17 protein-coding genes are annotated in these 14,808 nt (G+C 69.4%); 9 read left to right on the top strand and 8 right to left on the bottom strand.

From position 1 onward, the window contains the following. Nucleotides 1-2: 2 nt before the first annotated feature. The 4 genes from AC0QTQ_RS03185 to coxB are packed head-to-tail and all read right to left on the bottom strand — an operon-like array spanning nt 3 to nt 2,593. Nucleotides 3-575, bottom strand: coding sequence for a cytochrome c oxidase assembly protein (locus tag AC0QTQ_RS03185; RefSeq protein ID WP_480258223.1), 573 nt, complete (start codon nt 573-575; stop codon nt 3-5). After that, nucleotides 572-760: a hypothetical protein gene (locus AC0QTQ_RS03180; RefSeq protein ID WP_480258222.1), complete on the bottom strand. Its 189-nt coding sequence runs from the start codon at nt 758-760 to the stop codon at nt 572-574. Before AC0QTQ_RS03180 ends, AC0QTQ_RS03185 begins: the two co-directional genes overlap by 4 nt. Beyond that, on the bottom strand, nt 757-1,695 hold the full coding sequence (gene cyoE, locus AC0QTQ_RS03175) for a heme o synthase (RefSeq protein WP_480258221.1): 939 nt from the start codon (nt 1,693-1,695) through the stop codon (nt 757-759). The genes AC0QTQ_RS03180 and cyoE overlap by 4 nt, the downstream gene beginning before the upstream one ends. Nucleotides 1,696-1,705: 10 nt before the next feature. Further along, the gene (gene coxB, locus AC0QTQ_RS03170) at nt 1,706-2,593 is read right to left on the bottom strand and encodes a cytochrome c oxidase subunit II (protein ID WP_480258220.1); all 888 of its coding nucleotides are present in this window, start codon (nt 2,591-2,593) and stop codon (nt 1,706-1,708) included. A gap of 159 nt (nt 2,594-2,752) precedes the next feature. Here coxB and tldD point away from each other — a divergent pair, with 159 nt between their 5' ends. From tldD to AC0QTQ_RS03135, 7 genes are all read left to right on the top strand, one after another. After that, nucleotides 2,753-4,174 (top strand): metalloprotease TldD, encoded by a 1,422-nt coding sequence (gene tldD / locus AC0QTQ_RS03165; RefSeq protein WP_480258219.1) that lies wholly within the window; start codon nt 2,753-2,755, stop codon nt 4,172-4,174. A 41-nt stretch (nt 4,175-4,215) separates the two neighbouring features. Continuing rightward, nucleotides 4,216-5,160, top strand: coding sequence for an ABC transporter permease (locus tag AC0QTQ_RS03160; RefSeq protein WP_480258218.1), 945 nt, complete (start codon nt 4,216-4,218; stop codon nt 5,158-5,160). Then, nucleotides 5,157-5,972, top strand: coding sequence for an ABC transporter permease (locus tag AC0QTQ_RS03155; RefSeq protein ID WP_480258216.1), 816 nt, complete (start codon nt 5,157-5,159; stop codon nt 5,970-5,972). The genes AC0QTQ_RS03160 and AC0QTQ_RS03155 overlap by 4 nt, the downstream gene beginning before the upstream one ends. Then, nucleotides 5,969-7,624, top strand: a complete 1,656-nt coding sequence (locus AC0QTQ_RS03150) for an ABC transporter ATP-binding protein (protein ID WP_480258215.1) — start codon at nt 5,969-5,971, stop codon at nt 7,622-7,624. The genes AC0QTQ_RS03155 and AC0QTQ_RS03150 overlap by 4 nt, the downstream gene beginning before the upstream one ends. 26 nt (nt 7,625-7,650) lie before the next feature. Next, the gene (locus AC0QTQ_RS03145; RefSeq protein ID WP_480258213.1) at nt 7,651-8,640 is read left to right on the top strand and encodes a P1 family peptidase; all 990 of its coding nucleotides are present in this window, start codon (nt 7,651-7,653) and stop codon (nt 8,638-8,640) included. 149 nt (nt 8,641-8,789) lie between these two features. After that, a complete protein-coding gene (locus tag AC0QTQ_RS03140) occupies nt 8,790-10,268 on the top strand; it encodes an NAD-dependent succinate-semialdehyde dehydrogenase (RefSeq protein WP_480258212.1) in 1,479 nt (492 codons plus the stop codon). Nucleotides 10,269-10,426: 158 nt separating this feature from the next. Next, on the top strand, nt 10,427-10,615 hold the full coding sequence (locus AC0QTQ_RS03135; protein WP_480258211.1) for a hypothetical protein: 189 nt from the start codon (nt 10,427-10,429) through the stop codon (nt 10,613-10,615). A 72-nt stretch (nt 10,616-10,687) separates the two neighbouring features. Here the strand turns inward: AC0QTQ_RS03135 and AC0QTQ_RS03130 are convergent, their stop codons facing one another. Further along, nucleotides 10,688-11,458 carry a DUF1013 domain-containing protein gene (locus AC0QTQ_RS03130; protein ID WP_480258209.1) on the bottom strand — a complete coding sequence of 257 codons (771 nt, stop codon included), beginning with the start codon at nt 11,456-11,458 and terminating at the stop codon, nt 10,688-10,690. 133 nt (nt 11,459-11,591) lie between these two features. On the opposite strand from AC0QTQ_RS03130, the gene AC0QTQ_RS03125 reads away from it, so the two are divergent. Beyond that, the gene (locus AC0QTQ_RS03125; protein ID WP_480258208.1) at nt 11,592-12,227 is read left to right on the top strand and encodes a ribonuclease T2 family protein; all 636 of its coding nucleotides are present in this window, start codon (nt 11,592-11,594) and stop codon (nt 12,225-12,227) included. Nucleotides 12,228-12,311: 84 nt separating this feature from the next. Here the strand turns inward: AC0QTQ_RS03125 and AC0QTQ_RS03120 are convergent, their stop codons facing one another. From AC0QTQ_RS03120 to AC0QTQ_RS03110, 3 genes are read right to left on the bottom strand one after another with little or no spacing between them, the layout of a single operon-like run. Beyond that, nucleotides 12,312-12,770 carry a SpoIIAA family protein gene (locus AC0QTQ_RS03120; protein ID WP_480258207.1) on the bottom strand — a complete coding sequence of 153 codons (459 nt, stop codon included), beginning with the start codon at nt 12,768-12,770 and terminating at the stop codon, nt 12,312-12,314. A 20-nt stretch (nt 12,771-12,790) separates the two neighbouring features. Beyond that, complete coding sequence (locus AC0QTQ_RS03115; RefSeq protein ID WP_480258206.1) at nt 12,791-13,777, bottom strand: NAD(P)H-quinone oxidoreductase; 987 nt, start codon at nt 13,775-13,777, stop codon at nt 12,791-12,793. After that, nucleotides 13,774-14,445 (bottom strand): COQ9 family protein, encoded by a 672-nt coding sequence (locus tag AC0QTQ_RS03110; RefSeq protein WP_480258205.1) that lies wholly within the window; start codon nt 14,443-14,445, stop codon nt 13,774-13,776. The genes AC0QTQ_RS03115 and AC0QTQ_RS03110 overlap by 4 nt, the downstream gene beginning before the upstream one ends. Before the next feature lie 115 nt (nt 14,446-14,560). Between AC0QTQ_RS03110 and rpsU the strand changes: the two genes are divergently transcribed. Further along, nucleotides 14,561-14,767 carry a 30S ribosomal protein S21 gene (rpsU, locus tag AC0QTQ_RS03105; RefSeq protein ID WP_011748553.1) on the top strand — a complete coding sequence of 69 codons (207 nt, stop codon included), beginning with the start codon at nt 14,561-14,563 and terminating at the stop codon, nt 14,765-14,767. Nucleotides 14,768-14,808 lie beyond the last annotated feature (41 nt).

Raw genomic sequence — 14,808 nt, 5'->3', positions numbered from 1 at the left:
TGTCAGTTGACGGGCGTGGGCGCGGCGGGAACGGCGGCCTGCCGCTCGGGCAGGTCGGTCTCGAAGAAGGTGTAGGACAGCGTGATCGAGCGGATGCGGGCGGTGTCGGGGTTGGTCACCATCGCCGGGTCGACATAGAAGGAGACCGGCATCTCGACCTTTTCGCCCGGCGCCAGCACCTGCTCGGTGAAGCAGAAGCACTGGATCTTGTCGAAGTAATAGCCCGCGGTGTCGGGGGCGACGTTATAGGCGGCGGTGCCGGCGACGGTGCGATCCGAGGTGTTCTCGGCCTCGAAGAAGGCAAGCCCCGTCTCGCCGATGCGCAGCGTCATGCTGGTCTGTGCGGGGCGGAATTTCCACGGCATGCCCTTCGCGACATTGGCGTCGAAACGCACCTCGATGGTCTGGTCGAGCACCGCGTCGGGGCCGGCGGTGGCGACATTGGTGGTGCCGCCATAGCCGGTGGTGCGGCAAAACCAGCTGTAGAAGGGCACGGCGGCCCAGGCGGCCGCGCCCATGGCGAGTATCACCAGCACCAGCCGCGCGGCAAGGCGCGTGTTCGCCCGCCCGTTCATGGCTGCCCCCCGGCGACCGCCCGGGCCGCCCCCGGCGCGTCATTCGCGTGCATCCGGTCGCCCTGCCCGACCTTGACCAGCGTCAGCCCGAAGACCAGCGCGACAAAGAGCAGAAGCGCCGCGCCGAGGCCGAGGTTGCGCCCCAGCCGGCGCCGATGCAGATCGTGCACATGTGCAAGCGTCATGCCCAGCCTCCCCAACCCGTCAGATGCAGCGCGCGCTCGGCCAGAAGCGCGGCGAAATGGCCGAAGAGCCACAAGAGCGAAAAGCGGAAGAGCCGCTTCTCGGCCGCAAAGCCATCCGCCTCGGCCACGGCCTCGTCGCGCCGCCACAGCCGCAGCGCGCCGCGCAGGAACAGCGCGTCGAGCACCACGGCGACGGCGAGGCACAGCGGCCCGCCGACCGTGCTGAAGGCAAGCGCCAGCGAGGCCGGGATCAGTGCCAAGGTATAGGCGAGGATCCAGCCGCGGGTCGCCGGGCGGCCATGCGTCACCGTCAGCATCGGCACCCCGGCGCGGGAATAGTCGTCGCGCATGAAGAGCGCGAGCGACCAGAAATGCGGCGGCGTCCACAGGAAGATCAGCGCGAACATCAAGAGGCTCTCGGCCGAGATCCCGCCCGTCGCCACCGCCCAGCCGATCATCGGCGGGAAGGCCCCGGCGGCGCCACCGATCACGATGTTCTGCGGCGTGCGCCGCTTCAGCCAGACGGTATAGACGACGACGTAGAAGAAGATGGTGAAGGCCAGGAACAGCCCCGCGAAGACATTCGCGGCCAGCGCCAGCATCACGCAGGAGATGCCCGCAAGCGCCAGCCCGAAGCCGAGCGCCTCGCCCTCGCTGACCCGGCCCGCAGGGACCGGGCGACGTTCGGTGCGGCGCATCAGCCGATCGATGTCGGCGTCATACCACATGTTCAGCGCCCCCGCGGCGCCGCCGCCAAGCGCGATGAACAGGATCGCCACCGACGCGACGAAGGGATGCACCGGCACCGGCGCCACCACCAGCCCGACGAAGGCGGTGAAGACCACGAGCGACATCACCCGCGGCTTCAGCAGCGCGAGGAAATCGCGCAGACCGGCCTCGCCCGGGGCGGTGGCGGAAAAGGAGGTGTCGCTCATCCCCGCCCCCTCAGTTCGCCGCAACATGCAGCCGCCCGGCGTGCCAGGCGGTGACGTCGATGCGCTCGCCCGCCGGGAAATCGGCCTTGGCGCGGGCAAGCCAGCGGTCATAGATCTCGGCCGGCACGACCTTCACCACGATCGGCATATAGGCGTGGCCCTGCCCGCAGAGCTCGGAACACTGGCCGAAATAGACGCCCTCGCGCTCGGTATCGAACCACAGCTGCGCGATGCGGCCGGGCACCGCGTCCTGCTTCACCGCGAAGGCCGGGATCGTCCAGCTGTGGATCACGTCGGCGCCGGTCAGCTGCATCACGATGCGCTTGCCCTGCGGCACCACCACCGCGTTGTCGACGGCGAGCAGATACTGGTCCGGGTCATAGCCGTTCGCGGCAAGATCGGCCTTTTCCAGCGGCATGGCGTCGAAGCTGATCCCCTCGTCGGGGTATTCATAGCTCCAGAACCACTGGTTGCCGGTCACCTTGATGACGATGTCGCCCTTCGGGATCTCCTGCTGCTTCCACAGGATCGGCAGCGAGAACGAGCCGATCACCACGAGGATCAGGATCGGCACCAGCGTCCAGGCGATCTCGAGCGGGGTGTTGTGGGTGAAGCGCTTCGGCACCGGGTTCGTCCGGCTGTTGAAGCGGATCATCACATAGATCAGCAGCGCGAAGACGAAGATGCAGATCGCGGTGATGATCGTCAGCAGCATGTGGTCAAGCCACTGCTGATCCTGGGCCAGCTCGGACGAGGCGGGCTGGAACCCCACCCCGCCAAGATGCGGCTGACCGATCACCGGCAACCCGGTGATCATGTCCTGAGCCATCACCTGCCCGCTGACACAGGCCAGCAGGAAACCGGCCGCCAAAGGGCGGCAGAGCCTCGCAAGTCGCATGTTTTCCTCCCTCGGACGGCTCTCCCCAGCCGCCCCGCCCAAACCGGTGCTTCCCTTCACCGATCGGGACGTTATGTAGGTATTGCATACACATTCAGCCCGGTCCGGCAAGCAAAAGCTGCGACACTGCGCCGCACCGGGCCGTCAGAGAGGATCGCCATGACCGAGGACCGTTTCGCCCCCTTCGAGACGCAGATCGACGAGGCCGCCGCACTTGCGGTGCTGCGCGGGGCCACCGCGGGGGCCGAGGACGGCGAGCTGTTCCTCGAGCGCAAGCGCTCCGAGGCGCTGGTCTTCGATGACGGGCGGCTGCGCACTGCCTCCTATGACGCCTCCGAGGGGTTCGGGCTGCGCGCGGTCAAGGGCGAGGTCGCGGGCTATGCCCATTCGACCGAGATTTCCGAGCCGGCGCTGAAGCGCGCGGCGGAAACGGCGCGGCTCGCCGTGGGCGATGGCGGTGGCGTGATGGCGCCCCCGCCCGCCGGCACCAACCGCCACCTTTACACCGACGCCGACCCGATGGCCGACGCGGGCTTTGGCGCGAAGATCGACATCCTCGCCGAGATCGACGCCTTCACCCGCGGCCTCGACCGGCGCGTGGTGCAGGTCACCGCCTCGATGGCGGCCTCACATCAGGAGGTGTTCATCCTGCGCCCCGAAGGCGGCCTCGTGCAGGACATCCGGCCGATGGCGCGGCTCAACATCTCGGTCATCGTCGAGGAGAACGGCCGGCGCGAATCGGGCGGGCATGGCGGCGGCGGCCGCTTCGGCCTGTCGGGCCTGATCGAGCCGGCGAACTGGCAGCCCGTCGCGCGCGAGGCGCTGCGCATCGCGCTGGTGAACCTGTCGGCCGAACCCGCGCCCGCCGGGCAATTCGACGTGGTGCTTGGCCCGGGCTGGCCGGGCGTGCTGATCCACGAGGCCGTGGGTCACGGGCTCGAGGGCGATTTCAACCGCAAGAAATCCTCGGCCTTCGCCGGGCTGATGGGGCAACAGGTGGCGGCGAAGGGGGTGACCATCCTCGACGACGGCACCCTCCCCGACCGGCGCGGCTCGATCACCGTCGATGACGAGGGCACGCCCTCGGGGCGCAACGTGCTGATCGAGGACGGGGTGCTGGTGGGCTACATGCAGGACCGGCAGAACGCCCGGCTGATGGGCGTGCCCGCCACCGGCAACGGCCGGCGCGAGAGCTTTGCCCATGCGCCGATGCCGCGGATGACGAACACCTACATGCTCGGCGGCGATGCCGACCCGAAGGCGATCCTCGCCGATCTGAAGGACGGGATCTATGCCGTGGGCTTCGGCGGCGGGCAGGTCGACATCACCAACGGCAAGTTCGTGTTCAACTGCACCGAGGCCTATCGGGTGAAGAACGGCGTTGTCGGCGCCGCGGTCAAGGGCGCGACGCTGATCGGCGACGGGCCGACCGCGCTGCACCGGATCCGCGCGGTCGGCAACGACATGGCGCTCGACCCGGGCATCGGCAATTGCGGCAAGGCCGGGCAATGGGTGCCGGTGGGCGTCGGCATGCCCTCGCTGCTGATCGGCGGGATCACCGTCGGCGGCTCGGCCGCCTGACAGGGCTTGACCGCTGCGGCGCAGCGGGCAAGCTTGCGGCAATGGCGCGCTTCCTTCTCCTTCGCACCCTCTCGCTCGCGGCCTCGCTTCTGGCGGCGAGCCTCGTCATCTTTGCGGCGATCGAGGTGGTGCCGGGCGATCCGGCCTCCTACATGCTCGGCATGAATGCCGCCCCCGACACGGTGGCGGCGCTGCGCGACCAGCTCGGCCTGAACGAGCCGCTGGTCTGGCGCTATCTGCACTGGCTCGCGGGGCTGCTGCGCGGCGATTTCGGCATCAGCTATACCTACAAGACCCCGGTCGCCGGGCTGATCGCGGAACGTCTGGCACTGTCGGCGCCGCTCGCCGGGCTGGCGCTGATCCTGTCGACGGCGCTCGCCCTGCCCGCCGGGCTGATCGCCGCCGCGCGCCGCGGCAAGGGCGCGGATCTGGCCGTCACCGGGCTCGCACAGATCGGCATCGCGGTGCCGAATTTCTGGTTCGCGATGATGCTGGTCGCGCTCTTCGCGCTGCGCTGGCAGCTGCTGCCGGCGGGCGGGTTCCCGGGCTGGGCCCATCCCGGCGCCGCGCTGCGCGCGCTGATCCTGCCCGCCCTCGCCCTCGCCCTGCCGCAGGCCGCGATCCTCGCCCGCATCCTGCGCTCGGCGCTGATCGAGGCGATGGCGCAGGATTACATCCGCACCGCCCGCGCCAAGGGGCTGAGCCGGCGCGCCGCACTGACCCGCCACGCGCTGCGCAACGCGCTGATCCCGGTGCTGACCGTGCTCGGCATGCAGTTCTCCTTCCTGCTGGCCGGCGCGATCATCATCGAGAACGTGTTCTACCTGCCCGGGCTCGGCCGGCTGATCTTCCAGGCGATCACCCAGCGGGATCTGATCGTCGTCGAAAGCGCGGTGATGCTGCTGGTCGTCGCCGTGATCGTGGTGAGCTTCGTCACCGACCTTGCCTATGCGCTGGTCGACCCGCGGCTGCGGAGGCCGGCATGAGGCCCGCGCTGCTGATCGGCGCAGGGCTGAGCGGGCTGGCCGTCGCCGCTGCCGCGCTGTCGCTCGTCTGGACACCTTGGGACCCCGCGGCGATGGCGATCGGCGCGCGGCTGCAACCGCCGTCGACCACGCATTGGATGGGCACCGACCATTTCGGCCGCGACATCCTGTCGATGCTGATGGCGGGGGCGCGCACCTCGCTGGCCGTGGCGCTGGCCGCCGTGGCGATCGGCGCAGGCATCGGCACGCCGCTCGGGCTCGCCGCGGCGGCCAGGCGCGGCAGCCTGCTCGACGCCACGCTCGCCCGACTGAACGACCTCATTTTCGCCTTCCCTGCCCTTGTCACCGCGATCCTGATCACCGCGACGCTCGGCCCCTCGGCGCTGAACGCGACGCTGGCGATCGGGCTCTTCAACATCCCGGTCTTCTCCCGCACCGCCCGCGGCGCCGCGCTCAGCCTGTGGACGCTCGACTACATCCGCGCCGCCCGGGTGGCGGGCAAGGGCCGCGCCCGGATCTCGGCCGAACATGTGCTGCCGAATATCGCCAGCCTGCTGATCGTGCAGGCGACGATCCAGGCCTCGCTCGGCATCCTCGCCGAGGCGGGGCTGAGCTATGTCGGCCTTGGCGCGCAACCGCCCACCGCCAGCTGGGGCCGGATGCTGGCTGAGGCGCAGACGATGGTGGCGCTTGCCCCGCATGTGGCGCTGTTTCCGGGGCTGGCGATCGTGCTCACCGTGCTCGGGCTGAACCTTCTGGGCGACGGGCTGCGCGATGCGCTCGACCCGCGGTTGCGGGGGCGGCTGACATGAGCCTGCTTGCGATCGAGCACCTCGGCGTCAGCATCGGCACGACCGAGGTGCTGCGCGACGTCTCGCTGCAGCTTCAGGCGGGCGAGATCCTCGGCCTTGTCGGCGAATCGGGCTCGGGCAAGTCGATGACGGCGCTGGCGGTGATGGGGCTCTTGCCCGAGGGCGCGCAAGCCTCCGGCTCGGTCCGCCTGGCCGGGCGCGAGATCACCACGCTTGCCGAACGCGAGTTGTGCCGGCTGCGCGGCGCCGGCGTCGGGATGATCTTCCAGGAGCCGATGACCGCGCTGAACCCGCTGATGACGATCGGCGATCAGGTGGCCGAGACGCTGATCGTCCACCGCGGCCTTGCCCGCAGCGAGGCGCGGCGGATCGCCCGCGACCGCCTCGACCGCGTCGGCCTGCCCGCACCGCGCTTTCCGCTGACCCTGTATCCGCACGAGCTTTCGGGTGGCCAGCGCCAGCGCGTGGCGATCGCGCTGGCCATCGCGCTGCGCCCGCAACTGCTGATCGCCGACGAGCCCACCACCGCGCTTGATGTCACCACCCAGGCCGAGGTGCTGGCGCTGCTGCGCGACCTCGTGCGCGAGGAGGGCATGGCGCTTCTGCTCATCACCCACGACCTTGCGGTGACCGCGCAGATGGCCGCGCGCGTCGCGGTGATGCAGGACGGCCGGATCGTCGAGGAGGGGCCGACCGAGGCGCTCTTCCGCGCCCCCGCCCGGCCCTATACCCGCGCCCTTCTGGCCGCCGCGCGCCTTGCCCCGCTGTCCGATGCGTATTTGGACCAGGGAAAAGCAGCGGGGGCTTTTTCCTGGCAAAAAGCCTCGAAACCCGACGCGGACGCCCTGCTGCGGGTCGAGAACGCGCGCCGCAGCTACCGCCTGCCCCGGCCCTCGCTGTTCGCCGCGGCGCCCGAGCTGCACGCCGTCGATGGCGTCTCCTTCAGCTTGCGCGCCGGGGAATCGCTGGGGCTGGTGGGCGAATCGGGGTGCGGCAAGTCGACCCTGACCCGCGCCATCCTCGGCCTCGACCCGCTTTCGGGCGGGCGCATCACGCTCGCCGGCGCGCCGGTCTCGCCGCGCATGCTGCCCGCGCAGCGCGCCGCGGTGCAGGTGGTGTTCCAGGACCCCTACGGTTCCTTCGATCCGCGGCAGACGGTGGCGCGGCTGATCGCCGAACCCTTCCACCTGACCGGTCGCCCACCGGATGCCGAGACCCGGATCGATGCCGCGCTGAGCGATGTCGGCCTTTCGCCCGAAGACCGCGACCGCTACATCCACGAGTTCTCGGGCGGTCAGCGCCAGCGCCTTGCCATCGCCCGCGCGCTGATCATCCGGCCGCGGCTGATCGTGCTCGACGAGGCGGTCTCGGCGCTCGATGTGCGGGTGCGGGCGCAGGTGCTGGCACTTCTCGCCCGGCTGCAGGCGGACCACGGGCTCTCCTACCTCTTCATCTCGCACGACCTGTCGGTGGTGCGTGCCGTCACCACGCGCTGCCTGGTGATGCAGGCGGGCCGGATCGTCGAGGAAGGCCCGACTGCGGATCTTTTCACCGCGCCGCGCCATCCCTACACCCGCCGGCTGCTTGCCGCGACGCCGCGGCTGCCCGAAACGTGGAGCACGCTTGATCCCGCCCCCGCGACCAGCGCATAATGCTGCAGCGCAGCGAGGAGAGCGTCATGCAGCCGGGACCGAAGAATCTGATCACCGACATCGAGGGGCTGCGCGTCGGCAACGCGCACAGCGGGCGGCTGCGCTCGGGCTGCACCGTGCTGCTGGCGGACCGCCCCTTCACCGCCGCCGTGCAGGTGATGGGCGGCGCCCCCGGCACCCGCGAGACCGATCTGCTTGCCCCCGACCGGCTGGTGCAGGAGGTCGATGCGATCGTGCTCTCGGGCGGCTCGGCCTTCGGGCTCGATTCGGCCTCGGGCGTGGCCGAGGGGCTGCGCGCGCGCGGCCGCGGCTTTGCCGTCGGCGAGATGCGCGTGCCGATCGTGCCGGCGGCGATCCTGTTCGATCTGCTCAACGGCGGCGACAAGGGCTGGGGCACCAACCCCTATGCCGCGCTTGGCCGCGCGGCGCTCGAGGCAGCGGGGCCCGAGTTCGCCATCGGCAGCGAGGGCGCGGGCTTCGGCGCGCTCACCGGCACGCTCAAGGGCGGGCTCGGCTCGGCCTCAGCGGTGCTGGAAAACGGGATGACCGTCGGCGCGCTGGTCGCGGTCAATGCGCTCGGCTCGGCCACGGTCGAGGACAGCCCGCATTTCTGGGCAGCGCCCTGGGAGCTCGAGCGCGAATTCGGCGGCCGGGGGCCGGCGCTGCTCTACCCCGCCGCGGCCGAACCCGCGCCGAAGAAGCGGATGGGCGAGGCCACCACCATCGCCATCGTCGCCACCGATGCGGCGCTGAGCCAGGCACAGGCGCAACGGATGGCGACGGCAGCGCATGACGGCATGGCGCGTGCGCTCGTGCCCTCGCACACGCCGATCGACGGCGATCTGGTCTTTGCCGCAGCGACCGGTGCGAAACCGCTCGCCGATCCGGTCGCCGACACCTTCCTGCTCGGCCATGCCGCGGCAAGCTGCCTTGCCCGCGCCATCGCCCGCGCGGTCTACACCGCCACGGCGATGCCGGGCGACCTGCAGCCGAGCTGGACCGCGCGCTTCGGCTGAGCCCTTTCCGCCGCGGCCCCATGCACCATATTGGCAGGCAGACCGCGCAGATCGGTCACCTGCGCCGGCGCGGGTTGCCACTGCGACGGATGGACAAGGGCCGGCCCCGCATGCTTCCTTGCCGCCACGCCCAAAACAGGGAGATACCCATGCTCGACACCGCCACCGATCTCAAATCCCTTCTCAAGGACCCCACCCTGCTCGCCACCAAGGCCTATGTGGCCGGCGAATGGGTCGACGCCGATGACGGCACCACCTTCGAGGTGCTCAACCCCGCCCGCGGCGACGTGATCTGCACCGTGCCCGACCTCGGCCGCGCCGAGACCGCCCGCGCGATCGAGGCCGCCCGCGTCGCGATGAAGGAATGGGCCGCGCGCACCGCCAAGGAACGCGCGCAGGTGCTGCGCAAGTGGTTCGAGCTGATGATGGCGAACCAGGACGACCTGGGCGCGATCCTCACCGCCGAGATGGGCAAGCCGCTTGCCGAGGCGAAGGGCGAGATCGCCTATGGCGCCTCGTTCATCGAATGGTTCGGCGAGGAGGCCAAGCGCATCTACGGCGAGACGATCCCGGGCCACATGCGCGACAAGCGCATCCAGGTGATCAAGCAGCCGATCGGCGTTGTCGGCTCGATCACGCCGTGGAACTTCCCGAACGCGATGATCACCCGCAAATGCGGCCCGGCCCTTGCGGTGGGCTGTGGCTTCGTCGCCCGTCCGGCCGCCGAGACCCCGCTTTCGGCGCTGGCGCTGGCGGTTCTGGGCGAACGTGCCGGCCTGCCGAAGGGGATCTTCTCGGTCATCACCTCGTCGAAGGCCTCGGACATCGGCAAGGAGTTCTGCGAGAACCACACCGTGCGCAAGCTGACCTTCACCGGCTCGACCGAGGTCGGCCGGATCCTGATGCGTCAGGCCGCCGATCAGGTGATGAAATGCTCGATGGAGCTTGGCGGCAACGCGCCCTTCATCGTCTTCGACGACGCCGATCTCGACGCCGCGGTCGAGGGCGCGATGATGTCGAAGTTCCGCAACAACGGCCAGACCTGCGTCTGCGCGAACCGCATCTATGTGCAGGCCGGCGTCTATGACGCCTTCGCCGAGAAGCTGGCCGCCGCGGTTGCCAAACTGAACGTGGGCGACGGGCTCGAGGCCGGCATCACCACCGGCCCGCTGATCTCGGACAAGGCCGTGGCCAAGGTCGAGGATCACATCGCCGACGTGGTCAAGGGCGGCGGCACCGTCGTCACCGGCGGCAAGCGCCACGCGCTTGGCGGCACCTTCTTCGAACCGACCGTCGTCACCGGCGTGACGCAGGAGATGAAGGTCGCCACCGAGGAAACCTTCGGCCCGGTCGCACCGCTGTTCAGGTTCGAGACCGAGGAAGAGGTGATCGAGAAGGCCAACGCCACGATCTTCGGCCTTGCCTCCTACTTCTACGCCCGCGACATCGGCCGCATCACCCGCGTGCAGGAAGGCCTCGAATACGGCATCGTCGGGGTGAACACCGGCATCATCTCGACCGAGGTCGCCCCCTTCGGCGGCGTCAAGCAGTCGGGCCTGGGCCGCGAGGGCTCGCATCACGGCGTCGAGGATTACCTCGAGCTGAAATACATCTGCCTCTCGATCTGAGGCGAGGCGACCGTGGGCGGAGCCTGGCGCTTCGCCCACGTCGAAATCTGCGCGGCGATTTGACGCAGATCAAGGCAGTTGCCTGTTTTTTCGCATGTGTCTTGCGAAAACGGCATCGCGGCGGCTATGCCCGAAGTCAGTCAGGCACGAATCGCACCTTGAGCAAGAACACAACGGTCCTCGCCTTCCCGATGCCCGCCGCGCCCCGTGCGCGGCGCAACCTCCGCCATGTGCAGGAGGCCTATCGTCTGGCCGAACTGATCGCCGCCCCGCGCGATGCCGCCGAGGCGGAACGGGCGCGCGCCGATCTCGACGCGCTCCTCGCCACGCTGGCCGATCCCGCCTGAGCTCTTCCGCAGTTCGCGCCGCAAAAAGGGCCGCCCCACGGGACGGCCCTTTGCGATTTCCGGAACGGACGATCAGCGACGCGGATCGTGCTCGTCGTCCTCGTCCTCGTCGTCCTCGCCATGCGGCAGGTTGAAGAAGCTGTCCGCATCCGAGAAGTCCTTCGGATTCTCGCGCTCTTCCTCGGGGGTGCCGAGGGAGAAGTTCTCGAGCCCCGCGATCGAGGAGGGCAGGCGCGGCTCTTCGGTCATGCCCAGCGACTGCTCGGTCGAGACCAGCTTGCGACGCTCGTCATCCGACATCACGCCCTCGGCAGCACGCTTCTTCGCGGCCTTCTGCACTTCGCCGTCAAGCTCCGACTGCCGGCACAGGCCAAGCGCCACCGGATCGATCGCGGTCATGCTCTGGATGTTCCAATGCGTCCGGTCGCGGATCGAGGCGATGGTGGGCTTCGTCGTGCCGACGAGACGGGCGATCTGCGCATCGGCCAGCTCGGGGTGGAACTTGACCAGCCACAGGATCGCGTTCGGACGGTCCTGACGCTTCGAGAGCGGCGTGTAGCGCGGGCCGCGGCGCTTGTCCTCGCCGACGGCGGCGGCGTTGAACTTGAGCCGGAGCTTGTAGAGCGGGTCAGCCTCGCCCTTGTCGATTTCCTTCTGGTCGAGCTGGTTGTGCGCGATCGGGTCGAAGCCCTTCACGCCCACCGCCACGTCCCCGTCGGCGATGCCCTGCACCTCGAGCTCGTGCATGCCGCAGAAATCGGCGATCTGCTTGAAGCTCAGCGTCGTGTTGTCCACCAGCCACACGGCGGTTGCCTTGGCCATCAGGGGCTTGTTCGTCGTCATCTGATCGGTCCTTTGCACATATCTCTCCCGGGCCGAGAAACCGGCTGCGGCGCGGGGGTCCCCGGCCGCGGTCCATTTCTGGTGGGGAATTGGTCTGCTATATAGGGCGGAAACGGCAACAGGGGAAGCGAAAATGCGGGTTTCGGCGGTTCTCGGCTGCCTGTTCTGGGCAAGCGCGGCACTGGCCGAAGGCGAGCGGGCGGGCGAGTTCGACTATTACGTGCTGTCGCTGAGCTGGGCGCCCGCCTGGTGCGCGACCGACGGCGCGGGCCGCGGCGCCGTGCAATGCGACCCGGCGACGGATGCGAGCTTCGTGCTGCACGGGCTCTGGCCGCAGGACGAGCGCGGCTATCCGAGCGATTGCCGCACCACGGCGCGCGATCCCGCGCGCAGCGCCTCGGCCGCGATGGCGGACGTGATGGGCTCGGACGGGGCCGCCTGGTATCAGTGGAAGAAGCACGGGCGCTGTTCGGGGCTGACCGCCAGCGACTATTTCGCGCTCGCCCGCCGCGCCTATGGCGCGATCGCCATCCCCGAGGTGTTCCGCCGCCTCGACCGGGACGTGAAACTGCCCGCCGCGGTGGTCGAGGAGGCGTTTCTCGAGGCGAATCCGGGGCTTGCCCGCGACGAGATCACCGTGACCTGCAAGGCCGGCCGGATCCAGGAGGCGCGGATCTGCCTGACGAAGGATCTGCGCCCGCGCCGCTGTGGCGCCGATGTGATCCGCGACTGCACGCTGCGCGACGCGCTGATGGAGCGGGTGCGCTGAGCCTTCGGGCGTGGGAGACAACGGCGCCCGCGGGGGCTGCCTGCCCCCGCACCCCCGGAGGTATTTTCCGCAAGGAGAAAGGGATCAGGGCTCTTCCGGGATCCGGTCCTCGAGCGGCGGGATGGTGTAATCGGCGGCGATGCCGGGGCTGCCCGTCCCGCCATGGCCATCATCCGTGATCCAGGCTTTCGCCGCCGCGAGATCGGCAAGGGCGAAGACCTTGACCGCACCCGGGATCATCGGCGCGAAGGCTTTCACGCCAAGACGGATCCACTCGACATCGCTGACCAGCGCGATGCGGGCGAAATCGCCCAGGTGCATCATCCCGACCTTCGCGTCTTCCCAGGCGGCGCCGGCGGTGTAGCTCTCGAACTCCGCCCCGATGACATAGAGGAGCTTCAGCCGCCCCTCGGCCGCGATCTTCGCCTCGATCGCCGGGATCAGGTCGCGGCTATAGGCCTCGGCGTCGATCGTGCCCTTCGCCTCGATCGCCAGAACGTCGGCGGGCAGGCCCGGCAGCGTCTCGAAATATCCCTTGGTCATGGTGCCTCCGTGGGGTGGGTTCAACGGACCTGCAGCACGATCTTGCCGATATGGGCCGAGCTTTCCATGCGGGCATGGGCAGCAGCGGCCTCGGTCAGCGGGAAGGTGCTGTCGTGGATCGGGCGCAGCCGGCCGGCGGCGACCATCGGCCAGACCTGCGCGCGCAGCTCGGCCGCGATCGCGGCCTTGGCGGCATCCGATTGCGGGCGCAGGGTCGAGCCGGTGATCGTCAGCCGGCGCAGCATCACCTGGGCGAAGTTGAGTTCGGCCTTCGGGCTTTCGAGGAAGGCGATGAAGACGAGCCGGCCATCATCGGCGAGCGCCTTGACGTCGCGCGGGATATAGCTGCCACCGACCATGTCGAGGATCAGGTTCGCACCGCCCTCGGCCCGCAGGACCTCGACGAAATCGGCCTCGCGGTAGTTGATCGCGGTGGCGCCGAGCGCCTCGCAGGCGGCGCATTTCCCGGCCGAGCCGGCGGTGGCGAAGACCCGGGCGCCAAGGTTGCGCGCGATCTGGATCGCCGTCGTGCCGATGCCCGAGGACCCACCGTGGACGAGGAAACGCTCGCCCGCTTTCAGCCCGCCGCGCATCACCACGTTTGACCAGACGGTGAAGCAGGTTTCGGGCAGACAGGCGGCGTCGCGCAGGCTGACACCCTCGGGCACCGGCAACGCATGGGCCGCGGGGCAGACCGCATATTCGGCATAGCCGCCGCCGGGCAGCAGCGCGCAGACCGCATCACCCACCTGCCAGCCGGAGACATCGGGGCCAAGCGCCGCGATCCGTCCCGCGCATTCGAGCCCGGGCAGGTCCGAGGCGCCGGGCGGAGCGCGGTAGGCGCCGGCGCGTTGCAGCGCATCGGGGCGGTTCACCCCGGCGAAGGCGACCTCGATCAGGATCTCGCCCGGACCGGGCAGCGGCACCGGGCGCGAGACCGGTTTCAGCACCTCGGGGCCGCCGGGGGCGGAAATCTCGATTGCCTGCATCTGCAGCGGAAGGGTCATTGCGCGCGCTCCTCATGGCCGGGCAGCGGGGTGGGCTGCGGCGCGCGGATCGCGCCGAGCAGGCCCTTGAGCCCCGGCAGGCGGATGACCGCGCCCTTCACCTTCTCGAACTGCATCACATCACCGATGCGGCGGTCGAGGAAGGCGCGGGTCTCGGCCAGCCCCTCGCTCTCGTCGCCAAGCCAGAACAGCACGGTCGAGGAGAACACCCCCGACAGCGTCATCCGCTTGGTGTACCAGTTGTAATCCGCGCTCTCGTCGCCAAGGGCGCGCCAGATCGCATCGGCCGTCTCCCACACCAGCCGGGCGCCGGTCGCACCGTGCTGCGGCAGCGCGAACAACGAGGCGGCGCGGCGCACGAGTTCCGGATCGACAAGACCAAGGCGCAGGGTCACCGCATGGGCGACCTTGTCGCGGAATTTCATCCCCGTGAGATCGGCCGCGGCCAGCGCCGCGACCATCGCCCGGTCGGCCGCGCGGTGATACTCCACGGCGAGATCCACCGCGCCGCGCGGGCAGACCAGACGGGCCAGCGCCGGGTCGCCCCCGACATCCGCCACCGCCTGCCGGAAGGCGGGCTCGGACCAGCCGTCGAAGGGCACGTGCGGCTCGATCGCGGCAAGCAGGTCGGCCCGCATCCGCGCAACGTCGAGATGGTCGTTTTTCATGGCATATTCCTTCGCCACGCCCCGTTTCGGGGAGTGGACAAAACTCCGGTCCCCTGTTATATGGCCCGCTCCTGCAATCTGATGCAACTCTAACTTAGGAAGGTGGTGACACCACATGCAGGTCAGCGTTCGCGACAACAACGTCGAACAGGCGCTTCGTGCTCTGAAGAAGAAACTTCAGCGCGAGGGTGTGTTTCGTGAAATGAAGCTCAAGCAGCATTTCGAGAAACCCTCCGTCAAGAAAGCGCGCGAGAAAGCTGAAGCCGTTCGCCGTGCCCGGAAACTGGCGCGGAAAAAGGCGCAGCGTGAAGGCGCGCTCTGAGCGACTGGAACCGCTGGCGGGCTTGCCCGCACTGATGACCC

It is taken from the genome of Paenirhodobacter sp. YD-8 (assembly GCF_056590935.1).
This window is presented reverse-complemented; position numbering and strand designations above follow the sequence as displayed.